At 70.5% G+C, this 21,155-nt stretch carries 23 protein-coding genes; 16 read left to right on the forward strand and 7 right to left on the reverse strand.

Annotation, left to right across the window (positions count from 1 at the left end):
* Window position 1 precedes the first annotated feature (1 nt).
* On the forward strand, window positions 2-598 hold the full coding sequence (locus HC031_RS27065) for an arsenate reductase/protein-tyrosine-phosphatase family protein (protein WP_167928262.1): 597 nt from the start codon (window positions 2-4) through the stop codon (window positions 596-598).
* Here HC031_RS27065 and HC031_RS27070 read toward each other — a convergent pair.
* Window positions 595-2,151 (reverse strand): SDR family oxidoreductase, encoded by a 1,557-nt coding sequence (locus tag HC031_RS27070; RefSeq protein ID WP_167928263.1) that lies wholly within the window; start codon window positions 2,149-2,151, stop codon window positions 595-597. The two genes, HC031_RS27065 and HC031_RS27070, sit on opposite strands and share 4 nt — an antisense overlap.
* Window positions 2,152-2,213: 62 nt before the next feature.
* Between HC031_RS27070 and HC031_RS27075 the strand changes: the two genes are divergently transcribed.
* From HC031_RS27075 to HC031_RS27125, 11 genes are all read left to right on the forward strand, one after another.
* Window positions 2,214-2,648: a Cg1360 family ATP-synthase-associated protein gene (locus tag HC031_RS27075; protein ID WP_338090855.1), complete on the forward strand. Its 435-nt coding sequence runs from the start codon at window positions 2,214-2,216 to the stop codon at window positions 2,646-2,648.
* Between the two features lie 331 nt (window positions 2,649-2,979).
* On the forward strand, window positions 2,980-3,195 hold the full coding sequence (locus HC031_RS27080) for an AtpZ/AtpI family protein (RefSeq protein WP_167928264.1): 216 nt from the start codon (window positions 2,980-2,982) through the stop codon (window positions 3,193-3,195).
* Window positions 3,196-3,237: 42 nt separating this feature from the next.
* On the forward strand, window positions 3,238-4,008 hold the full coding sequence (gene atpB, locus HC031_RS27085) for a F0F1 ATP synthase subunit A (protein WP_167928314.1): 771 nt from the start codon (window positions 3,238-3,240) through the stop codon (window positions 4,006-4,008).
* 105 nt (window positions 4,009-4,113) lie between these two features.
* On the forward strand, window positions 4,114-4,341 hold the full coding sequence (gene atpE, locus HC031_RS27090) for an ATP synthase F0 subunit C (RefSeq protein ID WP_167928265.1): 228 nt from the start codon (window positions 4,114-4,116) through the stop codon (window positions 4,339-4,341).
* Between the two features lie 26 nt (window positions 4,342-4,367).
* Window positions 4,368-4,925: a F0F1 ATP synthase subunit B gene (locus HC031_RS27095; RefSeq protein ID WP_167928266.1), complete on the forward strand. Its 558-nt coding sequence runs from the start codon at window positions 4,368-4,370 to the stop codon at window positions 4,923-4,925.
* Window positions 4,925-5,746, forward strand: a complete 822-nt coding sequence (locus tag HC031_RS27100; protein ID WP_167928267.1) for a F0F1 ATP synthase subunit delta — start codon at window positions 4,925-4,927, stop codon at window positions 5,744-5,746. The genes HC031_RS27095 and HC031_RS27100 overlap by 1 nt, the downstream gene beginning before the upstream one ends.
* 60 nt (window positions 5,747-5,806) lie before the next feature.
* The gene (atpA, locus tag HC031_RS27105) at window positions 5,807-7,453 is read left to right on the forward strand and encodes a F0F1 ATP synthase subunit alpha (protein WP_167928268.1); all 1,647 of its coding nucleotides are present in this window, start codon (window positions 5,807-5,809) and stop codon (window positions 7,451-7,453) included.
* Between the two features lie 2 nt (window positions 7,454-7,455).
* On the forward strand, window positions 7,456-8,358 hold the full coding sequence (locus HC031_RS27110) for a F0F1 ATP synthase subunit gamma (RefSeq protein WP_167928269.1): 903 nt from the start codon (window positions 7,456-7,458) through the stop codon (window positions 8,356-8,358).
* The gene (atpD, locus tag HC031_RS27115; RefSeq protein ID WP_167928270.1) at window positions 8,358-9,800 is read left to right on the forward strand and encodes a F0F1 ATP synthase subunit beta; all 1,443 of its coding nucleotides are present in this window, start codon (window positions 8,358-8,360) and stop codon (window positions 9,798-9,800) included. Before HC031_RS27110 ends, atpD begins: the two co-directional genes overlap by 1 nt.
* Window positions 9,801-9,946: 146 nt before the next feature.
* On the forward strand, window positions 9,947-10,237 hold the full coding sequence (locus HC031_RS27120; RefSeq protein WP_167928271.1) for a F0F1 ATP synthase subunit epsilon: 291 nt from the start codon (window positions 9,947-9,949) through the stop codon (window positions 10,235-10,237).
* 14 nt (window positions 10,238-10,251) lie between these two features.
* Complete coding sequence (locus HC031_RS27125; RefSeq protein WP_167928272.1) at window positions 10,252-10,692, forward strand: DUF2550 domain-containing protein; 441 nt, start codon at window positions 10,252-10,254, stop codon at window positions 10,690-10,692.
* A gap of 31 nt (window positions 10,693-10,723) precedes the next feature.
* Here HC031_RS27125 and HC031_RS27130 read toward each other — a convergent pair whose 3' ends face one another.
* Genes HC031_RS27130 through HC031_RS27140 form a run of 3 tightly spaced genes read right to left on the reverse strand, consistent with a single transcriptional unit; the run spans window position 10,724 to window position 12,966 of the window.
* The gene (locus HC031_RS27130; protein ID WP_167928273.1) at window positions 10,724-11,917 is read right to left on the reverse strand and encodes a hypothetical protein; all 1,194 of its coding nucleotides are present in this window, start codon (window positions 11,915-11,917) and stop codon (window positions 10,724-10,726) included.
* A 34-nt stretch (window positions 11,918-11,951) separates the two neighbouring features.
* Window positions 11,952-12,338, reverse strand: coding sequence for a VOC family protein (locus HC031_RS27135; RefSeq protein WP_167928274.1), 387 nt, complete (start codon window positions 12,336-12,338; stop codon window positions 11,952-11,954).
* A gap of 46 nt (window positions 12,339-12,384) precedes the next feature.
* Window positions 12,385-12,966 carry a cob(I)yrinic acid a,c-diamide adenosyltransferase gene (locus HC031_RS27140; RefSeq protein ID WP_167928275.1) on the reverse strand — a complete coding sequence of 194 codons (582 nt, stop codon included), beginning with the start codon at window positions 12,964-12,966 and terminating at the stop codon, window positions 12,385-12,387.
* Between the two features lie 29 nt (window positions 12,967-12,995).
* On the opposite strand from HC031_RS27140, the gene murA reads away from it, so the two are divergent.
* On the forward strand, window positions 12,996-14,282 hold the full coding sequence (gene murA, locus HC031_RS27145; protein WP_167928276.1) for a UDP-N-acetylglucosamine 1-carboxyvinyltransferase: 1,287 nt from the start codon (window positions 12,996-12,998) through the stop codon (window positions 14,280-14,282).
* Between the two features lie 98 nt (window positions 14,283-14,380).
* The gene (locus HC031_RS27150) at window positions 14,381-15,229 is read left to right on the forward strand and encodes a 3-hydroxyacyl-CoA dehydrogenase family protein (protein ID WP_167928277.1); all 849 of its coding nucleotides are present in this window, start codon (window positions 14,381-14,383) and stop codon (window positions 15,227-15,229) included.
* 61 nt (window positions 15,230-15,290) lie between these two features.
* Here the strand turns inward: HC031_RS27150 and HC031_RS27155 are convergent, their stop codons facing one another.
* Together HC031_RS27155 and HC031_RS27160 are read right to left on the reverse strand one after the other, a co-directional pair.
* Entirely contained in the window at window positions 15,291-16,124 is an 834-nt protein-coding gene (locus HC031_RS27155) for an ABC transporter permease (RefSeq protein ID WP_167928278.1), read from the reverse strand.
* Window positions 16,121-16,975, reverse strand: a complete 855-nt coding sequence (locus HC031_RS27160; RefSeq protein WP_167928279.1) for an ATP-binding cassette domain-containing protein — start codon at window positions 16,973-16,975, stop codon at window positions 16,121-16,123. Before HC031_RS27160 ends, HC031_RS27155 begins: the two co-directional genes overlap by 4 nt.
* A 148-nt stretch (window positions 16,976-17,123) precedes the next feature.
* Here HC031_RS27160 and HC031_RS27165 point away from each other — a divergent pair, with 148 nt between their 5' ends.
* Both HC031_RS27165 and HC031_RS27170 read left to right on the forward strand, forming a co-directional pair.
* Window positions 17,124-19,130 carry a protein meaA gene (locus HC031_RS27165; RefSeq protein ID WP_167928280.1) on the forward strand — a complete coding sequence of 669 codons (2,007 nt, stop codon included), beginning with the start codon at window positions 17,124-17,126 and terminating at the stop codon, window positions 19,128-19,130.
* Window positions 19,131-19,218: 88 nt separating this feature from the next.
* Window positions 19,219-19,707 carry a phosphatase PAP2 family protein gene (locus HC031_RS27170; protein WP_167928281.1) on the forward strand — a complete coding sequence of 163 codons (489 nt, stop codon included), beginning with the start codon at window positions 19,219-19,221 and terminating at the stop codon, window positions 19,705-19,707.
* Between the two features lie 61 nt (window positions 19,708-19,768).
* Here HC031_RS27170 and HC031_RS27175 read toward each other — a convergent pair whose 3' ends face one another.
* A complete protein-coding gene (locus HC031_RS27175; protein ID WP_205863299.1) occupies window positions 19,769-20,935 on the reverse strand; it encodes an NHL repeat-containing protein in 1,167 nt (388 codons plus the stop codon).
* Between the last annotated feature and the right edge of the window lie 220 nt (window positions 20,936-21,155).

The raw sequence follows: 21,155 nt of genomic DNA on the forward strand, positions 1-21,155 counted from the left end.
GATGCCGCCGTTTTCGATCCTGCACGTGTGCATGGGCAACATCTGCCGTTCGCCGATGGCCGAGCGGCTGCTCGTGGTCGCCGCCCGCGACCTGGTCGGAGACAAGGCCGACGAGCTGCTGCTGGTCCACAGCACCGGTACGGGCAGGTGGCACGTCGGCGACCGGATGGACCCGTCGGCGGCCCGCCAGGTGCGCGCCCGTGGCGGCGACCCGGACACCTTCCGGGCCCGGCAGCTCGCCGCCGAGCACATCGAGGCGTCCGACCTGATCCTGACCGCGACGGGGGAGCAGTACGAGTTCGTTCTCGGGCTGGACCCGGCCGCCGCCGACCGGACCTTCGTCCTCGGCCAGTTCGGCCGGCTGCTGCCCCGGGTGGACCTGTCCGCGCTGCCGGCCGCCGCGCCGACCCCCGACTCCGTGTACGCCCGTGGGGTGGCGCTCGTGTCCGCGGCCGCCGCCGTACGGGGCGGACAGGAGCCGCTGGTCGGCGACGACCTCGACGACCCGTGGGGCCGGGGGCACGCGTACTTCGGTCGCGTCGCCGACGAGATCGAGGAGACCGTCCGACCGCTGGCGGCGGCGCTGCTCGGCGTCTAACGGGACACCGGGGCCGGCGATGACCGGCTGCCCGTGCGCTCCGCGGCGCGGGCGATGTTGCGGGCCATCCCGCCGAAGACCAGCGCGTGGAACGGCCAGACACAGGCCCAGTACGCGTGGCCGGCCAGGCCCTTCGGCAGAAAGACGGCGCGCTGCCGGTACCGGCTGCGCTCGGCCTCGCCGACGTCCCCGCGGTCGCTGTCGCGACGGGCGCCGCGCTCGGGGCACACCCGCATCTCCAGCCAGGCCCGGCCGGGCAGCCGCATCTCCGCGCGCAGCCGCAGCAGGGAGCCGGGCAGGATCTCCTCGACCCGCCAGAAGTCGAGGGCCTCGCCGACCTGCAGCCGCTGCGGGTCGCGCCGACCGCGGCGCAGGCCGACCCCGCCGACCAGGCGGTCCAGCCAGCCGCGCACCGACCAGGCGAGCGGGAACGAGTACCAGCCGTGCTCGCCGCCGATCGACTCGATGACCCGCCACAGGTCGTCAGCGGGGGCCCGCACCGGGCGTTCGCGGGTGTCGGTGTAGGCGGTGCCGCCCGACCACGTCGGGTCGGTGGGCAAGGGTTCGCTCGGCGTGTCCGCCCAGGCCGCCGTCGACCAGCGGGTCTCGACCTCGGCGTCGCGGACGCGGCGTAGCGCCAGCCGGACGGCGTCGTCGAAGCCGGTCAGCCCCGGTGGCGGGTCCGGAATGTACCGCGCGATGTCGTGCTCGGCCGCTACCGCCTCGTGGATCAGGCTGGCGACCAGGGGCCGGGCGATCGCGTTCGGTACGGGCGTCACGAGGCCGACCCACAGCGCGGACAGCTTCGGCGTGAGCGGCCGTACCGGGACGATGAGCCGCCGTCGTAGCCCGGCGACGGCGGCGTAGCGCCGCATCAGGGCCGTGTACGTGAGGACGTCCGGCCCTCCGATGTCGAAGGCGCGGTTGACCTCGGGTGGGAACGCGTCGGCGGCCTCGACGAGGTAGCGGAGCACGTCGCGGATCGCGATCGGCTGGATCCGGTTGCGCACCCAGCTCGGGGTGACCATGACCGGCAGCCGTTCGGTCAGGTAGCGCAGCATCTCGAAGGAGGCCGACCCCGACCCGATGATCACTGCCGCCCGCAGCACGACGGTGGGAACACCGCTGGCGAGCAGGATGTCGGCCACCTCCGTGCGGGAGCGCAGATGCGCCGAGCCGGCGCCGCGGCGGCGCAGCGCGGAGCCGCCTCGGCCCGTGGGAACAGGCCCGCCCAGGTACACGATCCGGCCCACCCCGGCGGCGCGGGCCGCCGCGGCCGCGTTCGCGGCGTTGGCGCGGTCGACGTCCTCGAAGTCGCCCCGGCCGAGGGAGTGGACGAGGTAGTACACGACGTCGACGCCGGCGAACGCCGGGGGAAGGGTGGCCGGGTCGCTCACGTCACCGGTGACGATCTCGACCTGCCCGGCCCACGGGACGTCGCGAAGCCGGCGGGCGTCGCGGGTCAGGCAGCGTACGTCGTGACCGGCGCCCAGCAGGCGGGGAACCAGCCGTCCGCCGACGTATCCGGTGGCACCGGTGACCAGACAGCGCATACCTCCAGCGTCGCGCGGGCAGCGCCGGGGCGGCCCGGCGGGGCCACCGTAGACTTCAGCGGGTGACCAGCACCGAAACCGTCCGCCGTCCGGGCCGTATCCGCCGGCGGCTCAACCATGTGCCCGCCGGGCTGCTCGGCTGCGGGGTGGTGCTCGTGGCTGCCACCGTGATCGGCGGCGTGGTCAAGGGCGCGCCGGGTGCGCTCGGCGCGGCCATCGGTGTCGTCGGCGTCGCTGTCAGTTACCTCTTGTCGGGCGTGGTCGTGGCCTGGGCCGACTCGATCAGCCCTCAGTTGACCATGCCGGTCGGCCTGGCCACCTACGCCATCAAGTTCACCCTCCTGGCGATTCCGCTGGTGGCCTTCGGCGACAGCACCTGGCCCGGGCTGCATCCGATGGCGTTCGCGATCATCGCCGCGGTGCTGGGGTGGAACGCCGGCCACATCTGGTGGGCCGCGCGGGCCCGCATCCCGTACGTGCAGATCGACCCGTCTTGACGGGGTCTGTGGCAGGGGTTGCGCGGCGAGAGATCCCGACCAGGTCCGCGACGTCGAGGCCTGCCGCCCGCTGAGACCTCGACAACGTGGCCCTGGCGCGGGCCATCCGCCCCGTAGGTGCGGTGAACTGCGGAAACGGTGTCCGTTGCGGGGTTCGGGGCGCGGGGGTCGCGGGAAGCTCGGGGGCGGAGGCACTGGACAGCAGCGCCACGCGGAGTAATGTGAGCGCACGCCGGTTTGAGTCCCCTGAGATGGCTGACGCACCCCCGCGCGCAGACACGCGGGGGCCGAGTCACAGGCGCGGATTCCCGGCTGATATGTTTCCCGCGTCATGTCCGATGACCAGTCCCCACGACGGCAGGGTGCCGAGGGCGCCAACGCTGGATACGCGGCGCTCGGCTACCTCATGTCCGGGATCGGTCTCTGGGGCTTCCTCGGATGGCTCCTCGACCGCTGGCTCGGGCTGCCGCACATCGGACTGATGCTGGGCTTGGTCGTCGGCACCGCGCTGGCGGTCTACCTGATTGTCAAGAGGCTGGGCGCGTAGCGCCGGCGTACGAAGGGTGGTGCAGTGGAGCAGCTACCGGCGATGCTCGCGGAAGGCAAGACGCCTTTCCCACCGAGTGTCGAGGACTTCTTCCTGCCTGGCTTGGGTGGGCAGCCGTGGATCTCCAAGATCACCGTGCTGCTCTGGATCGGCGTCGCGCTGGTGATCCTGTTCTTCCTGCTCGCGTACCGCAGCCCCAAGCTGGTGCCCACGAAGAGCCAGTGGGTCGCCGAGTCGATGTACGGCATGATCCGGGACGGCGTCGCCAAGGAGACCATCGGCCACGAGGGCATCCGGTTCGCGCCGTACCTGACGTCGCTGTTCCTGTTCATCCTGGTCACGAACCTGTGGGGCATCATCCCGGTGGCCCAGATCTCGCCGAACTCGCACATCGCGTTCCCGACGTTCCTCGCCCTTCTCTCCTGGGTGATGTACAACTACGTCGGCATCCGCAAGCACGGGTTCGCCAAGTACATCAAGCTGAACTGTTTCCCGCCGGGAACGCCGCTGTGGATCGCGCCGCTGCTGGTTCCGATGGAGTTCTTCTCCAACCTGATCCTGCGGCCGATCACGCTCGCGATCCGGCTGTTCGCCAACATGTTCGCCGGCCACCTGATCCTGTTGGTCTTCACGCTCGCCGGCTTCGCGCTGCTCGGTGCGAACGCGGTCTTCATCAAGCCGGTCTCGATCGTGGCGTGGGCGCTGGCTATCGTGCTGACGCTGTTCGAGACGGTCATCGCGGTGCTGCAGGCATACGTCTTCGTCATCCTCACCGCCGCCTACCTGCAGGGCGCGCTGGCGGAAGAGCACTGATAGAGACTTTCGACCCGACCCCCCGACTTCCGCACCACCTGGCAATCGCTGCCAACCCAACGACGCGTGACAAGCACGCGCCAGTCCCAGGAGGAAATCCCGGAAATGACGGAACTCGCAATCACCGGTAGCCTCGCCGCCATCGGCTACGGTCTCGCCGCTGTCGGCCCCGGTATCGGCGTCGGCATCGTCTTCGCCGCCTACATCCAGGCGTCCGCCCGCCAGCCCGAGTCGGCCGGCTTCAACCGCACCTGGCTGTTCATGGGCTTCGCCCTCTCCGAGGCGCTGGCTCTGATCGGTGTCGCGCTCGGCTTCGTGTGGGCCAAGGGCTGATCTACCTCAGATAAGGGGAGGGCCCCATGCATCTTCTTTACCTAGCCGCTGACGAGACTCCCAACCCGGTCTGGCCGATCTGGCAGGAACTCGTTATCGGGGCCATCGGCTTCGCCCTGCTCTGCTTCATCCTGATGAAGTACGTCTTCCCCCGGATGGAGGAGACGTTCCGGGCGCGCGTCGACGCGATCGAGGGCGGCATCAAGCGCGCCGAGGAGGCGCAGGCCGAGGCGAACGCGCTGCTGGAGCAGTACCGCCAGCAGCTCGCCGAGGCCCGCAGCGACGCCGCCCGCATCCGTGACGAGGCGCGCGCGGACGCCGCGGGTATCCGTGACGAGATCCTGGCGCAGGCGCGCGAGGAGTCCGAGCGGATCATCGCGGCCGGTCGGGAGTCGCTCGCGGCCGAGCGGTCGACGATCGTCCGGGAGCTGCGCGCCGAGCTCGGCACCCTGGCGGTCGACCTGGCGGGTCGCATCGTCGGTGAGTCGCTGGCCGACGAGGCCCGGCGGCACGGCACCGTCGAGCGCTTCCTGGCCGACCTGGGCGAGGGTCCCACCCCCGCGCAGGCGGGAGGGCGACGCTGATGGAACCCGCCGCCGTACGCGAGGCGTACGCCCGGGTCAAGGAACGGCTGGACCAGCTGGCTGCCGCCGTTGACTCCGAGCGTCTGCGGGAGATCGCCGACGAGGTCCTGATGGTGGCCCGGCTGCTGGCCCGGGAGCCCCGGCTGCGCCGGGCGCTCGCGGACATCGGCCGGCCGACCCTCGCGCGGACCGACCTGCTGCGGAACCTGCTGGCCGGCAAGGTCGGCAACGAGACCCTGGCGCTGCTGACCGACCTGGTCAGCGGCCGCTGGGCGGTGCCGAGCGAGCTGCTCAACGCGACCGAGCGGCTCGGTGTCGACCTGCTGCTCGCCGCGTCGGAGCGCGACGGCGAGCTGGCCGACGTCGAGGACGAGCTGTTCCGGTTCGGGCAGATCGTCGAGGGCAACGAACAGCTGGCCCTGGCGCTCGGTGACCCGATCGTCCCCGTCGAGCGGCGCACCGAGCTGGTGCGCTCGCTACTCGAGGGCAAGGCGAAGCCGACCACGGTACGTCTGGCCGAGCTGGCGCTGACCGGCTTCGGCGGGCGTTCCCTGCTCAGCTCGCTCACCCGGCTCGTCGAGCTGGCGGCGGCGCGGCGGGACGCGTCTGTGGCCTACGTCGTCACGGCGGTGGCGCCCACGGAGGCCGAGGAACGGACATTGGCCGACAAGCTATCCCAGATGTACGGTCGTCAGGTATCCCTGAAAGTCGAGGTCAAGCCTGAGGTCATCGGCGGGATGCGGGTTCGGATCGGTTCCGACCTCTACGACGGGACAGTGCAGCGGCGGCTGGCGGACGCCCGAGCCGGGCTCGCCAGGTAACCACGAGAACGATTCTTATTTACCTCGGGTAGCCCGAGCTGAGACTAGAGGAAGCAGAGGATGGCCGAGCTGACCATCTCCTCCGACGAGATCCGTAGCGCCCTCGAGCGCTACGTCACGTCGTACACGCCGGAACTTTCCCGTGAGGAGGTCGGCATTGTTGCCGACGCGGGCGACGGCATCGCGCACGTCGAGGGCCTGCCCTCGACGATGGCTAACGAGTTGTTGGAGTTCGCCGACGGTACCCTGGGCGTCGCGCTGAACCTCGACGTCCGCGAGATGGGCGTCGTGGTCCTGGGCGACTACACCGGTATCGAGGAAGGCCAGCAGGTCAAGCGCACCGGCCGGGTGCTGTCGGTACCGATCGGCGACGCGTTCCTCGGTCGCGTGGTCAACCCGCTGGGCCAGCCGATCGACGGCCTGGGCGACATCGAGGCCGAGGGTGTCCGCGAGCTCGAGCTGCAGGCGCCCAACGTCATGGCGCGCCAGCCCGTGAAGGAGCCGCTGCAGACCGGTATCAAGGCGATCGACGCCATGACGCCGATCGGCCGCGGCCAGCGCCAGCTGATCATCGGCGACCGCAAGACCGGTAAGACCACGGTCGCGATCGACACGATCCTCAACCAGCGGGCGAACTGGAAGACCGGCGACCCGAAGAAGCAGGTCCGCTGCGTCTACGTCGCCATCGGCCAGAAGGCCTCCACCATCGCCTCGATCCGGGCGACGCTGGAGGAGCAGGGCGCGCTGGAGTACACCACGATCGTGGCCTCCCCGGCCAGCGACCCGGCCGGCTTCAAGTACATCGCCCCCTACGCCGGTTCGGCCATCGGCCAGCACTGGATGTACAACGGCAAGCACGTCCTCATCGTCTTCGACGACCTGTCGAAGCAGGCCGAGGCCTACCGCGCCGTGTCGCTGCTGCTGCGCCGCCCGCCGGGCCGCGAGGCCTACCCGGGTGACGTCTTCTACCTGCACTCCCGGCTGCTGGAGCGCTGCGCCAAGCTCTCCAACGAGCTGGGCGGTGGCTCGATGACCGGTCTGCCGATCATCGAGACGAAGGCCAACGACATCTCGGCCTACATCCCGACCAACGTCATCTCGATCACCGACGGCCAGATCTTCCTGGAGTCCGACCTGTTCAACCAGGGCGTGCGACCGGCGATCAACGTCGGTACGTCGGTGTCGCGGGTGGGTGGCTCGGCCCAGGTGAAGGGCATGCGTAAGGTCTCCGGCCGGCTGCGGCTCGACCTTGCCCAGTACCGCGAGCTGGAGGCGTTCGCCGCGTTCGCGTCCGACCTGGACAAGGCGTCGCGGGCCCAGCTGGAGCGCGGTGCCCGCCTCGTCGAGCTGCTCAAGCAGCCGCAGTACTCGCCGTACTCGGTCGTCGAGGAGATCGTCTCGATCTGGGCCGGCACCACCGGCCAGTTCGACGACATCCCGGTCGCCGATGTCCGCCGCTTCGAGCAGGGCTTCCTGGAGCACCTCCGCCGGCACCGCTCGGAGCTGCTGACCAACATCGCCGAGACCAACGACCTCGACGACGACACGGTCAACGCGCTGACCGAGGAGGTCAACCGGTTCAAGCAGGAGTTCCTGGCCACCGACGCGACCTTCCGGGTCAACGAGGCGCCGGCCGAGGCCATGGCTGACGGCGTCGAGAGCCAGGAGACCGTCACCCGCCAGGTGCGGCCGAGGGCTCAGGCGTAGCGATGGCCGGTCAGATTCAGGCGCTGCGTCGGCGGGTCAGGTCGACCCGGTCGACCGCGAAGATCACCAAGGCGCAGGAGCTGGTCGCCACCAGCCGGATCGCCAAGGCGCAGGAGCGGGTCGAAGCGGCCCGCCCCTACGCCGAGGCGATCACGGGTGTCCTGACGGCGCTGGCGAGCAACGCCTCCATCGACCACCCGCTGCTCGTGCCACGGCCGCAGGTGCGTCGGGCCGGCGTTCTGCTGGTCACCAGCGACCGCGGCCTCGCCGGCGCCTACAACGCCAACGCGATCCGCACGGCGGAGGAGCTGATCGCCCGGCTGAAGGCGGAGGGCAAGCAGGTCGCGCTGTACGTCGTCGGCCGCAAGGGCGTGTCGTACTACCGGTTCCGCAACCGGGAGATCACCGGTAGCTGGACCGGCTTCTCGGAGCGGCCGACCTTCGACGACGCCCGGGAGATCGGCCAGTCGCTGATCGAGGCGTTCGTGACCGGTGCCGATGGCGACGGTGCTCTGGGCGTGGACGAGCTGCACGTGGTCTCCACGCAGTTCGTGTCCCTGATGACCCAGACGCCGACGGCGCGGATCCTCGCACCGATGCAGGTCGAGGAGCGCGAGGCCGGTCTGCTGCCGGCGTACGAGTTCGAGCCGTCAGCGGAGGAGCTGCTCGACGCGCTGCTGCCCAAGTACATCAACACCCGCATCTACGCGGCGTTGCTGGACTCTGCGGCGAGCGAGTCGGCGTCCCGCCGGCGCGCCATGAAGAGCGCCACGGACAACGCGCAAGAGATGATCCGGACCCTGACCCGCCAGATGAACTCGGCGCGCCAGGCGGCGATCACCCAGGAGATCAGCGAAATCGTCGGCGGCGCGAACGCGCTCGCTGCGGCTGGAGATGAAGTGTGATGACTGTTATTGAGAAGGATGCCGCAGGCACCAAGACCGGCGTGGGCCGCGTCGTCCGAGTCATCGGCCCGGTCGTTGACGCCGAGTTCCCGCGCGACGCGATGCCCGACATGTTCAACGCGCTGCACGTGGACGTCGAGCTGGCCGAGGGGCGCCGGACCCTGACCCTCGAGGTGGCACAGCACCTCGGCGAGAACATGGTCCGGGCGATCTCGATGCAGCCGACCGACGGCCTGATCCGGGGCACCGAGGTCACCGACACCGGCGCGCCGATCAGCGTGCCGGTGGGCGACGTGACCCAGGGCCACGTGTTCAACGCCCTCGGTCAGGTGCTCAACGCCGACGAGAGCAAGCTCGAGATCACCGAGCGCTGGCCGATCCACCGGGACCCGCCGCTCTTCGCCGACCTCGAGCCGAAGACCGAGATGCTGGAGACCGGCATCAAGGTCATCGACCTGCTCGCCCCGTACGTCAAGGGCGGCAAGATCGGGCTGTTCGGTGGCGCCGGCGTGGGCAAGACGGTGCTCATCCAGGAGATGATCATCCGTGTCGCCCGTAACTTCGGTGGTACCTCGGTCTTCGCCGGCGTGGGTGAGCGCACCCGCGAAGGTAACGACCTGATCCTGGAGATGGAGGAGTCCAACGTCCTCGAGCGGACCGCCCTGGTCTTCGGCCAGATGGACGAGCCGCCGGGCACCCGACTGCGGGTGGCGCTGGCCGCGCTGACGATGGCCGAGTACTTCCGGGACGTCAAGAACCAGGAAGTGCTGCTGTTCATCGACAACATCTTCCGGTTCACCCAGGCCGGTTCCGAGGTGTCCACCCTGCTCGGCCGGATGCCGTCCGCGGTGGGTTACCAGCCGACCCTGGCCGACGAGATGGGCCAGTTGCAGGAGCGGATCACCTCCGTCCGGGGCAAGGCCATCACGTCGATGCAGGCGATCTACGTGCCCGCCGACGACTACACCGACCCGGCGCCGGCCACCACGTTCGCCCACCTGGACGCGACGACCAACCTCGAGCGGTCGATCTCGGACAAGGGCATCTACCCGGCCGTGGACCCGCTGGCCTCGACCTCGCGGATCCTCGCGCCGGAGTACGTCGGCCAGGAGCACTACAGCGTGGCCCGTGGCGTCCAGCAGATCCTCCAGCGCTACAAGGACCTGCAGGACATCATCGCCATTCTCGGTATGGACGAGCTGTCCGAGGAGGACAAGATCGTGGTGGGCCGCGCCCGCCGCATCGAGCGCTTCCTCTCGCAGAACACGTACGCCGCCGAGCAGTTCACGGGTACGCCCGGCTCGACCGTCCCGCTGAAGGAGACGATCGAGGCCTTCAAGAAGATCAGCGACGGCGAGTACGACAACTTCCCCGAGCAGGCCTTCTTCATGTGCGGTGGGCTCGAGGACCTCGAGCGCAAGGCGCACGACCTGATGAAGTAGTTCCGCTGTGACGAACGGGCCGGCCCCTGCGCGGGCCGGCCCGTTCGTTCATGGGCCCGCTCACGCAGAGTTGGCCCCACTGACCTGGTCGTCCGGGCTATTGACTACACTCGGGCGATCCCGTCCTGGCGTTTGAGGAGAACCGCGTGGCGAGGCAGGTGCACGTCGAGGTCGTGTCCGTCGAGGAGATGGTGTGGTCCGGCGAGGCTGACATGCTGATCGCTCGGACGACCGAGGGTGAGCTGGGCGTACTGCCCGGTCACGCTCCGCAGTTGGGCCAGCTGGCCGAGCCGAGCCAGGTGCGCATCAAGCTCCCAGGCGGTGGTGAGCAACGCTATGACGTGTCCGGCGGCTTCCTGTCCGTGACGGAAAACGGCGTCACGGTCCTCGCTGAGGACTGTGCGCCAGCCACCACGGCACCAGCCACGGCGCACTGACCCGGACGGCACCGATGGAGATCTTGGAAGGGATCGGCATCGGTGTGTTCGTCCTGCTGTTCGCGTTGGCGCTGCTCTTCCTGCGGCGTGGATTCATCGCCCGCAGCGTCGGCACCATCGAGATGAGCTGGCGACTGTCCACCGTTGTCCCCGGCCGGGGCTGGTCGCCCGGCATCGGCCGGTTCGCGGGCGACGAACTGCGGTGGTACCGGATGTTCAGCTTCTCGCCCCGCCCCCGGCGCACCCTGTCGCGGCGGACGCTCGTGGTCGAAGGGCGGCGCACCCCGGACGGGCCGGAGCGTCTCGTGCTCGCGCCTGACTGGGTGATCGTCTCCTGCCGCAGCAAGGAGACGTCCGTCGAGATCGCGATGGCGCAGTCGACGCTCGCCGGATTCCTGTCCTGGATCGAGGCCGTCCCACCGGGGACGGTCTCGACGCGTATTGCGGCCCGTTAGCTTTTCGGGTCAACCGGCGGGCTCGGCCGCGTCAGCGTGCGGCGGGCTCGGCCGTCAGCCAGATCCGTACGCCCGCGTCGCCCCCGGCCGCCACGGCCAGCCGCCCGCCGCCGGCGGCGACAAGCAGCACGCGTGACCCGCCCTGGTCCATCGCGGCGGGCAGGCGCACCTCCCGCCAGGACATCCCGTCCTGACTGGCCCACAGCCGGTACGTCGCACCGTCGCAGCCCCCGGCGAAGACCGACCCGCGACCGGCGGCGAGGCCGGTGATCGCCGGTACGCCGGTACCGGTGAACGCGCCGAACCGGCCACCGGAGCGCCACGAGCCGCCCCCGGTCGTGGCACGTAGCCAGGCGCCGAACCGGTTGCCGTGAACGCCGAGGGCGAGCGCGCCGCCGTGCCACGGCGTGACGCGCGTGAGCGTCTCGTCGTCGGCCGCCGTACCGCCGGCGGTGTTCCGGGGGACCGCCTCCCGTCGCCAGGACACGCCGTCGGCCGAGTACCAGGCGCCCGGGTCGCGGTTCGCCGCGGGCGCCCCGGCGGGGGTCACGCTTCCGACCACCAGCCAACCGTCGGGTACGGCGGTCGCGTCGGCCGCGCTCGTCGCCGCCGACACAGCCGATCCCAGCACCGGGTCGGAGTCGACGAGCGTGAACGTGTCGCCGTCCCGGGAGTACCAGGTGGCCGCGCCGGCCAGTGAGGTCCCCGGTGACACCCGGCCGCCGACGACGAGGAACCCCCGCGGGCCCGCCGCCACCCGGCCGACGGTCACCGCGTCCGGGCCCCCGTACAGCTCGAACGGCGCCGGCGTCTCGGCTATGCCGCTGCCGTCGCCCCGCCACGTCGCGGTACGCGGGTTGCCGTGCGCGCCGCCGTTGGCCGCTCCGACGGCGACGACGTCGACGGTCGAGCCCCGGTCCCGGCACGCGACGGACGAGAACACCGCCCGCTCGCCGTAGTACGACGCCGGCCGTACCGGCAAAGGAGTCCAGTCGCCACCGTCGTGACTGGTCCACGCGGCCGGGGCGCTCGTACCGTCGCCGCTCACGACGCCACCGACCGCGAACCACCCGCCCGCGCAGACCGTGAAGTCGCCGATCACGGCCCGCCGGCCCGGCGGTACGGGCAGCGACACCGGGTGCCAGGTCGGCGTGAGCCGCGGGGTGGGCGAGGGCGCGGGGGAGCAGGCCGTCAGGCTACCGGCGGCGACCAGGGCGACGAGCACGCCGGCGCGTGCCGGGGATCGTCGGCAGGGTCGCTCAGCCGGCCACAAGCTCCACCTCGAAGCCGTCCCGGTCGACCAGGAACGCGGCGTAATGGTCCGGGCCGCCCGCGTACGGGTAGCGGTCGGCGAACAGCGGCGACCAGCCGTGTGCGGGCGCCTCGGCGGCCAGGGAGTCGACGTTCGCGGGCGGGCCGGCATGCAGTGCCAGGTGGTTGAGGCCGGGTCGGCACCGGTCGTGGTCGGGTGACGTGAGCCCCGGCGACTGTTCGACCACGAGGTAAGTGCCGTCGAGGCGCCAGGACCGCCCATGGTCCCACCGCTGATAGGGCTGCCAGCCGAGCGCGGCGAGCAGCCAGCCCCAGGTCGTCTCGGCCCGGCCGAGATCGGGCACCCACAGCTCGACATGGTGGATCCCACTCATGATCGCGGAAACGTCTCCGCGTCGGGGCACGGAAAGGTTTCCGTGATCATGGGGAGAGCCGTTCGCCGCCGGGGATCCACTTCACGTCGCCGTCGGGGTTGGCCACCCGGCACAGGATGAACAGCAGATCCGACAGGCGATTGAGGTACTTGGCCGTGAGCACGTTCGTACGCTCCGGGTCGTCGGAGATCGCCGACCAGGCCGCACGCTCGGCCCGCCGGCACACGACGCGGGCGACGTGCAGCAGCGCCGCGCCGGGCGTACCGCCGGGGAGGATGAACGAGTCCAGCTTGGACAGACCGGCGTTGTACTCGTCACACCAGCCCTCAAGCCGGGTGATGTACTCCTCGGTCACCCGGAGTGGCTCGTACTGTGGCTCGGGCACGATCGGGTTGCACAGGTCGGCGCCGACGTCGAACAGGTCGTTCTGCACGATCGTGAGGACGCGCCGCAGGTCGTCGGGGAGTTGGCCAAGCGCGAGAGCCACGCCGAGCGCCGCGTTGCACTCTTCGGTGTCGGCGTACGCGGCGATCCGCGAGTGTGTCTTCGGTACCCGGCTGAAGTCGCCGAGACCGGTCGATCCGTCGTCGCCGGTCTTCGTGTAGATACGGGTCAGGTGGACGGCCATGTCTGCAAGGGTACGGACACCACAATACGATGGCCGGCGTGGACCTGATCCGTGTTGTCGGTGGCGCCCGGCTCGCTGGCGAAGTACCTGTGGTGGGCGCCAAGAACTCCGCGTTGAAGCTGATGGCGGCGGCGTTGCTCGCGCCCGGCCGGACCGTGGTGACGAACGTTCCCCGTATCACCGACATTGCGATCATGGGGGAGGTCTTACGCCGGTTGGGCTGCGAGGTGACGCTCGAGGGAAACCAGGCCGTCATCGACACCCCTGACACGCCGGGCAGCGAGGCCGACTACGACCTCGTGCGCCGGCTGCGCGCATCGATCTGTGTACTCGGGCCGCTCGTGGCGCGCTGCGGGTACGTACGGGTGGCCTACCCGGGTGGTGACGCGATCGGCTCCCGCGGCCTGGACATGCACATCGACGGGCTGCGCCGGATGGGCGCCGAGGTCACCAGCGAGCACGGCTTCGTCATCGCCTCGGCGCCCCGCTTGCACGGCGCCACCATCTGGCTCGACTTCCCGAGCGTCGGCGCTACCGAGAACCTGCTGATGGCGGCGGTGCTGGCGAAGGGTACGACCGAGATCGACAACGCCGCCCGGGAACCGGAGATCGTCGACATCTGCGCGATGCTCACCGCGATGGGCGCGAAGATCGAGGGCGCGGGTACGTCGCAGCTCGTCGTCGAGGGCGTCGACCAGCTCGAGCCGGTCACGCACCGCACCATCGGCGACCGGATCGTCGCCGGCACCTGGGCCTTCGGGGCGGCGATGACCCGGGGCGACGTGACCGTCATCGGCGCCGAACCAAGCCACCTCGAGATCGCGCTCGACAAGCTCACGAACGCCGGCGCCCAGGTGGACGCGGGTGAGGGGCAGTTCCGGGTACGGATGGAGCAGCGCCCCAAGGCGGTCGACATCGTCACCCTGCCGTTCCCTGGTTTCGCCACCGACCTGCTGCCCATGGCGATCGGTCTGGCCTCGGTCAGCGAGGGGGCGTCGCTGGTGACCGAGAACATCTTCGACGGCCGGTTCTCGTTCATCAACGAGATGGTGCGCCTGGGTGCCGACATCCGTACCGACGGCCACCACGCCGTCGTGCGCGGCCGGGAACGCCTGTCCGGCGCACCTGTACGGGCGACCGACATCCGCGCCGGCGCGGGGCTGGTCATCGCCGGCCTGTGCGCCGACGGCGTCACCGAGGTAGGTGACGTTTTCCACATCGACCGCGGTTATCCGGACTTCGTCGCCGACCTGCGGGCACTGGGCGTGCAGGTGGAGCGGGCGACCGTCCCCGACGAGGAGCAGTTCTCCTTCTAGCCTCACCTGAGCGACCGTTCAGGTGACGGGTAGGGTGCCAGCCAACGCTGGCTGTCCGCCTGGGACGGCTCGGCACCACGGATGAGGAGGATGTGCAGATGGCGGGTCGACTGGCGGTCATCGGTGCCGGTCTGATGGGGTCCGGAATCGCCCAGGTCGCAGCGGCGGCGGGCTGGTCGGTGGTCCTACGCGACCTGGACGACGCGGCCGTGCAGCGCGGCTTGTCGGGCATCCGCAAGTCGCTGGAGAAGTTCGCGAGCAAGGGCTCGATCGCGGCCGACGACGTCGAGGCGGCGCTGGGCCGGATCACGCCCACCACCGACCTGGAGGCGGCGGCGGACGCCGACATCGTGGTGGAGGCGGTCTTCGAGCGGCTCGACATCAAGCAGGATGTCTTCCGCGAGCTGGACCGGATCTGCAAGACGGACGCCGTACTGGCGACCAACACCTCGGCGATCCCGGTGACCCAGATCGCCGCGGCGACCTCCCGGCCGGAGTCGGTCGTCGGCACCCACTTCTTCTCGCCGGTGCCGATGATGAAGCTCTGCGAACTGGTGCGCGGCTACAAGACCTCCGACGAGGCGCTGGCCCGGGCGCGCTCGTTCGCCGAAGAGATCGGCAAGACCTGCATCGTCGTCAACCGGGACATCGCCGGCTTCGTGACCACCCGGCTCATCTCCGCGCTGGTGGTCGAGGCGGTCAAGCTGGTGGAGAGCGGCGTGGTGAGCCCGGAGGACCTCGACACGGCGTGCAAGCTCGGCTTCGGCCACCCGATGGGGCCGCTGGCGACCACCGACCTCACCGGCGTCGACGTGCTGCTGCACGCCACGAAGAACATCTACAACGACACCGCGGACGAGAAGTTCTTCCCGCCGGAGCTGCTGGCGCGCATGGTCACCGCCGGCGACCTGGGCCGCAAGACGGGTCGCGGGTTCTACCGCTACTGATTCCCGCCGATCTTGGACACTTGGCGGTGTCATAGGCCCGCCAAGTGTCCAAGATCGGGGACTAATCCTTCTCCGTCCAGCGGAACGTCAGCAGGCACAGGATCAGGCCGGCGACGCACCAGGCGCCCAGTACGACCGCGACCTTGCCCAGCTCCCAGGAGTGCGCGACTTCGTGCTGGGCGTACGCGTCGGGCAGGAACACCGACCGCAGCCCCTGGGTCATCCACTTCAGCGGGAACAGCGCCGCGATCTGCTGCATCCAGCCCGGCAGGCTGGTGTACACGAAGAACACGCCCGAGATGAACTGGAGCACCAGCGCCACCGGCGTCGTCATCGACGGCGCCGCGCGCCCGGTGCGGGCCAGCGACGAGTACGCGATGCCGAGCAGGGTGCAGGCGATCACGCCGAGCAGGCCCACCCAGACGAGCGTGAACCACTTCGTGCCGGTGTCGGGCAGCCTCAGCCCGTAGAGGGCGACCGCCAGGGCCAGCAGGATCACCGTACTGACGACGCTCATCACCAGCACCATCACGATCTTGCCGATGAAGTACGCCGACCGCGGCATCGGCGTGCCGACCAGCCGCTTGAGCACCCCCCGGTCGCGCTCGATCGGGATCTGGATGGCCAGGTTCTGGAAGCCGGTGGCGAGCAGCCCGGAGGCGATCATGCCGGTCACGAAGTACTGGGTGTAGCTGACGCCGCCGCCGGCCGAGCCGTGGAAGGCGGCACCGAAGATCAGCACGATGAGGACCGGGAAGAGCAGCGTGAAGACCAGGTACGCCCGGGTGCGCACGAACTGCTTGAGCTCGAGCGCGCCGCGGCTGAGCCCGATGGTCAGCGCGCCGGGGCGCCGACCTGCCGAGCGGGCGGCCGGTCGGTCGGCGACCGTGGTCATTCCGCTTCCTCCTTACTGATCATGCTGAGGTAGATGTCTTCGAGCGTGGGCCGGCTCACCGTCAGCCCGGGCACCTCGCCACCGAAGCGTTCGGCCAGTGCGGCCACCACGGCCGTCGGCGTGTGCGTGCGCTCCGACCGCGGGCCGTCCGGGCCCTGCCAGCGGACTGTCGCCATGGCGTTGCGCCGGTCGCCGAGATCGGCGGGGGCGGCGACGGCGACCATGCGGCCTCCGGCGATGACGCCGACCCGGTCGGCGAGGGCCTCGGCCTCGTCGAGGTAGTGCGTGGTGAGCAGGATCGTGGTGCCGGCGGCGGCCAGGTCGCGGATCAGCTCCCAGAACTGCCGGCGCGCCTCCGGGTCGAAGCCGGTGGTCGGCTCGTCGAGGAACAGCAGTTCCGGGCGGCCGATGATGCCGAGGGCGACGTCCAGGCGGCGCTTCTGGCCGCCGGAGAGCTTCTCCGCGCGGGCGTCGCGCTTCTCGGTCAGCCCGACCCGCTCGATCACCTTGTCCGGGTCGTCGGCGTCGGGGTAGTACGTCGCGAAGTGGTGCACCACCTCGGCGACCGTCAACTCCTCGAACTCGCCGGTGCTCTGCAGCACGATGCCGACGCGCGCCCGCCAGGCCGGGGTCACGGCGCGGGGGTCGGTGTCCAGTACCCGTATCTCGCCGCCGTCGGCCCGCCGGAAGCCCTCCAGGATCTCCACGGTGGTGGTCTTGCCCGCGCCGTTCGGGCCGAGCAGCGCGAACACCTCGCCCCGCCGCACGGCAAGGTCGAGGCCGTCGACGGCGACCGTCGTGCCGTACGCCTTGCGCAGGCCGCGCACCTCGATCGCCAGATTTTCCGTCACGGCGTCCACTATGTCGCGCCAGTGCCCAAGAACACTGGCCGGGGCCGTTGTCGCCGGCCTCCGCAGCGGTGACGATTGTCACGGGACCAACCTAAGTTACCACTTAGTAAACTTCTGCAAACGGCATCCAGGACCGCGGAGGTTGGTCATGTCCGACGCAAGCCGGCTGGAGCAGCCTGACCGGCCGTGGGTGATGCGCACCTACGCCGGTCACTCCTCCGCAGCGGCCAGCAACGCGCTCTTCCGCCGCAACCTCGCCAAGGGGCAGACCGGCCTGTCGGTCGCGTTCGACCTGCCCACCCAGACCGGGTACGACCCCGACGACGAGATGGCGCGCGGCGAGGTCGGCCGGGTCGGTGTGCCGGTGGCGCACCTCGGCGACGCGCGCGCCCTCTTCGACGGCATCGACCTCGCCGCCGCGAATACGTCCATGACGATCAACGCGCCGGCCATGTGGCTGCTCGCGCTGTACGTGACCGTCGCGGACGAGCAGGGCGCGCCGCGCGAGAAGCTCGCCGGCACCACCCAGAACGACATCATCAAGGAGTACCTGTCCCGCGGGACGTACATCTTCCCGCCGGGGCCGTCGCTGCGCCTGACCACCGACGTGATCGCGTGGACCGTGGCCAACACGCCCCGGTGGAACCCGGTCAACATCTGCTCGTACCACCTCCAGGAGGCCGGGGCCACGCCGGTCCAGGAGGTGGCCTTCGCGCTGTCGACGGCGATCGCGGTGCTCGACGCGGTACGCGACTCCGGGCAGGTGCCGGAAGATCAGATCGGCCGCGTCGTCGAGCGGATCTCGTTCTTCGTCAACGCCGGCGTCCGCTTCGTCGAGGAGATGGCGAAGATGCGCGCGTTCGGCCGGCTGTGGGACGAGATCACTCGCGAGCGGTACGGCGTCACCGACGCCAAGCAGCGCCGCTTCCGGTACGGCGTACAGGTCAACTCCCTCGGACTTACCGAGGCGCAGCCGGAGAACAACGTCCAGCGCATCGTGCTGGAGATGCTCGGCGTGACCCTGTCGCGCGACGCCCGCGCCCGGGCCGTTCAGCTGCCGGCCTGGAACGAGGCGCTCGGCCTGCCCCGCCCCTGGGACCAGCAGTGGTCGCTGCGCATGCAGCAGGTCCTCGCCTTCGAGTCGGACCTGCTGCAGTACCCGGACCTCTTCGACGGCTCCCACGTGGTGGAGGCGCTGGTCAGTGAGATCGTCGACGGTGCCCGCGCGGAGCTACGGAGCGTGCTCGACATGGGCGGCGTGGTCGCCGCCGTCGAGACCGGCTACCTCAAGAGCGCCCTGGTCGCCTCGCTGGCCGAGCGCCGCCGGCGGATGGAGGCCGGCAACGACGTCGTGGTCGGCGTCAACCGGTTCACCGAGACCGAGCCGAGCCCACTGACGGCCAGCGGCGCCAATCACATCGAGCAGGTCGACCCGGCGGTGGAGCACGCGGCGGTCGAGAGCGTGCGAGCGTGGCGCGCCCGGCGGGACCCGGACGCCGTGGCCGCCGCGATGGACCGGCTGCGCGCCGACGCCGCGGGTACCGCGAACCTGATGCCGGCGACCCTGGAGTGCGTCCGTGCGGGCGTGACGACGGGGGAGTGGGCCGGCGCGCTGCGCGAGGTGTTCGGCGAGTACCGCCCGCCGACGGGCCTGAGCGCCGCCGCCTCCGCCGGGGAGGCCGCCGCCGGCTCGCCGCTGGCCAGGGTCCGGGAGCGGGTCCGGGCGACCGCGACCGACCTGGGCGCCGCGCGGCTGCGCATGCTGGTCGGCAAGCCGGGCCTGGACGGGCACTCCAACGGCGCCGAGCAGATCGCGGTACGCGCCCGCGACGCCGGTTTCGAGGTCGTGTACCAGGGCATCCGGCTGACCCCGGCGCAGATCGTGTCGGCGGCGGTGGCCGAGGACGTCGACCTGGTCGGCCTGTCGGTGCTCTCCGGCTCGCACCTGGACGCGGTGCCGGCGGTGCTCGACGGGCTCAAGGCGGCCGGCCGTGCGGACCTGCCGGTCGTGGTCGGCGGCATCATCCCGGCCGACGACGCCGAGACGCTGCGCAAGGCCGGGGTGGCGCGGGTGTTCACGCCGAAGGACTTCGCGCTCAACGACATCATGGACGAGCTGGTGACCGTGGTACGGGAGGCGAACAGCCTGGCCTGACCGGTGGCCGCGGGGCGAACGGGCGGTTGCGAGCCAGGGGTGATCTAATCGAACCCTACAACGTGTGGGGTTTTGAGGGGGATCGCCAGTGCACGCAGTCGTAACGGACGTGGCCCAGTACCTGATCTTTCTTATCGCGGTCGCCGCCGCGGCAGTCTGGCTCACGCTGCCGACCGGCGATCGCTGGAGGTCGGCCGTCCAGGCGGTCTTCGCGGCGGTCTTCACGCTCATGATCGTGAAGCTCGCGGCCGCCGCCTACTACGACCCGCGCCCGTTCGTCGGCGGGCACGTGCACCCGTACTTCACGCACCCCGCCGACAACGGCTTCCCGTCCGACCACACCGCCGTCGGCTCGCTCGCCGGGTATGTGCTGTGGTCGTACCGCAAGCGGATCGCCGCCGTGCTCTGGGTGGCGGCCGTCCTCGTCGGCGCGGCCCGGGTGGTCGCCCACGTGCACTCGCCCGTCGACATCATCGGCGCGCTGGTCATCTCGGCCATCGGTTCCGCGCTCGGGCTGTACCTGGGTGGGCTGGTCTGGAACCGCTGGCAGGCCAGGACGGCGCAGGCCCGCTCCTGAGGGCGCGGACCCTCCTCCAGATCGGGCGCACCGGTGCTGGCCGGTGCGCCCGTCGCGCGTCCTAAGGACGGTGGAGAAGGTTGAGCGTGTTGGTGTTGTCGTCGACGAAGTAGACGCCGATGTGAGCGGGCGCCACGGCGAGACCGAAGAGGGCGCCGACGCCGGGCGGCGTACCGGTGTTGTCGAGGAGTCGGGTCGCCACCTGCCTGCCGTCACGTGTGGTCTCGACGAGAAAGCCGTCGCCGCCGTTGACGGTGAGGATGTTTCCGTTGGGGGCGATCGCCAGTCCGAGCGGCCCGTTCAGGTGGACGTCCGTGCTGACGGTACGTCCGGTGCCGGCGCTGTTCTCGCGCCTGACCGCGTCGGGGATGGCGGTGATCCGGTTGCCGACGGTGTCGGCCACGAACAGCGTGCCGTCCGCGCCGAGGCCGACCCCGGTGGGGCCGACGACCAGCGCGGCCGGGTCGGTCCGCTCCCCGAAACCGGAGCCGATCGTGGTGACGTGTCGCAGCTTCGGCGGCTTGTGCTTGTCGACCTCCAGGGACAGCCGCAGCACGGTGCCCTTCTTGACGACGTTGCCGCCGGCGGCGACCGTGCCGTTGAGAACGTTGGTGACGAACAGTTCGGCCGACGTGCCGTTGTCGTGTGCGGTCATGTCCCACGGTCCGTTGATGCCGTGGCCGGCGATCGTCTCGCGCACCGTGCCGTTGCTGTCGAGCACGATCAGGCAGCCCGCCTTCGCCGTGGCGGCCATGCCGTTGGTGGTGGGCAGGCTTCCGACGACGACCCAGCCGGACCGCAGGACGACGAGCGCGGTGGTCAGGCCGATCCCGCCCGGGCACGAGCCGGGGCCGCCGGGTAGTTTCGCGGGACTTATCTGAGCGAACAGCCGCTGCTTACCGCCGGGGCTGATCTCCACGATGGTCGACCCTCGGCCCTGCTGGTTCTGCGCGTTGTTGAAGTTGCTGACCAACACGTCGCCGGTGCGCAGCCGGTCCTTGCTGACGGGTACGACGGTGGTCCCGTAGGGGTTGAGGTCTCCGTTCGCGGGCACCGTCGAGGAGATCGTCGAAACCGTGTGGAACGGCTGCACGAACGGTGTCTTCGGCTTCGGTGGCGAATCGGCGTAGGCGCTCGGGCTGGCGGCGCTGGCGGCGCTGACGGTGCTGACGGCGCTCACGACCAGCGCGCCGGCCGCCACCAGAGCCATCTTGAGGGGGAACTTCACAACGGCATCTCCCTTCCCGTTCGCGGACGGCCCGACCGGCGGGAGTGTCCGGCCCGGTCAGGCTGGGAATCGTGCGAAGTGGCGGAGGGCGCTTGCCCCCTCAGGAACGGACGAAACCAACCGTTCGAAGTGGACCGCCGGGTGATGCGCGCCGTCGCACTGTCCACCAGGTACAGCCAGGCGCCGGGCGTCGCACAGAGTCATGGCATCCCGTATCGGC

It is taken from the genome of Planosporangium thailandense (genome assembly GCF_011947195.1).
Taxonomy (GTDB): domain Bacteria; phylum Actinomycetota; class Actinomycetes; order Mycobacteriales; family Micromonosporaceae; genus Planosporangium; species Planosporangium thailandense.

Coding starts and splice junctions, on each gene's coding strand:
- HC031_RS27065 (WP_167928262.1), top strand. CDS start 2: ATGCCGCCGTTTTCGATCCTGCACGTGTGCATGGGCAACATCTGCCGT.
- HC031_RS27070 (WP_167928263.1), bottom strand. CDS start 2,151: ATGCGCTGTCTGGTCACCGGTGCCACCGGATACGTCGGCGGACGGCTG.
- HC031_RS27080 (WP_167928264.1), top strand. CDS start 2,980: ATGTCCGATGACCAGTCCCCACGACGGCAGGGTGCCGAGGGCGCCAAC.
- atpB (WP_167928314.1), top strand. CDS start 3,238: ATGCTCGCGGAAGGCAAGACGCCTTTCCCACCGAGTGTCGAGGACTTC.
- atpE (WP_167928265.1), top strand. CDS start 4,114: ATGACGGAACTCGCAATCACCGGTAGCCTCGCCGCCATCGGCTACGGT.
- HC031_RS27095 (WP_167928266.1), top strand. CDS start 4,368: ATGCATCTTCTTTACCTAGCCGCTGACGAGACTCCCAACCCGGTCTGG.
- HC031_RS27100 (WP_167928267.1), top strand. CDS start 4,925: ATGGAACCCGCCGCCGTACGCGAGGCGTACGCCCGGGTCAAGGAACGG.
- atpA (WP_167928268.1), top strand. CDS start 5,807: ATGGCCGAGCTGACCATCTCCTCCGACGAGATCCGTAGCGCCCTCGAG.
- HC031_RS27110 (WP_167928269.1), top strand. CDS start 7,456: ATGGCCGGTCAGATTCAGGCGCTGCGTCGGCGGGTCAGGTCGACCCGG.
- atpD (WP_167928270.1), top strand. CDS start 8,358: ATGACTGTTATTGAGAAGGATGCCGCAGGCACCAAGACCGGCGTGGGC.
- HC031_RS27125 (WP_167928272.1), top strand. CDS start 10,252: ATGGAGATCTTGGAAGGGATCGGCATCGGTGTGTTCGTCCTGCTGTTC.
- HC031_RS27135 (WP_167928274.1), bottom strand. CDS start 12,338: ATGAGTGGGATCCACCATGTCGAGCTGTGGGTGCCCGATCTCGGCCGG.
- HC031_RS27140 (WP_167928275.1), bottom strand. CDS start 12,966: ATGGCCGTCCACCTGACCCGTATCTACACGAAGACCGGCGACGACGGA.
- murA (WP_167928276.1), top strand. CDS start 12,996: ATGGCCGGCGTGGACCTGATCCGTGTTGTCGGTGGCGCCCGGCTCGCT.
- HC031_RS27150 (WP_167928277.1), top strand. CDS start 14,381: ATGGCGGGTCGACTGGCGGTCATCGGTGCCGGTCTGATGGGGTCCGGA.
- HC031_RS27155 (WP_167928278.1), bottom strand. CDS start 16,124: ATGACCACGGTCGCCGACCGACCGGCCGCCCGCTCGGCAGGTCGGCGC.
- HC031_RS27165 (WP_167928280.1), top strand. CDS start 17,124: ATGTCCGACGCAAGCCGGCTGGAGCAGCCTGACCGGCCGTGGGTGATG.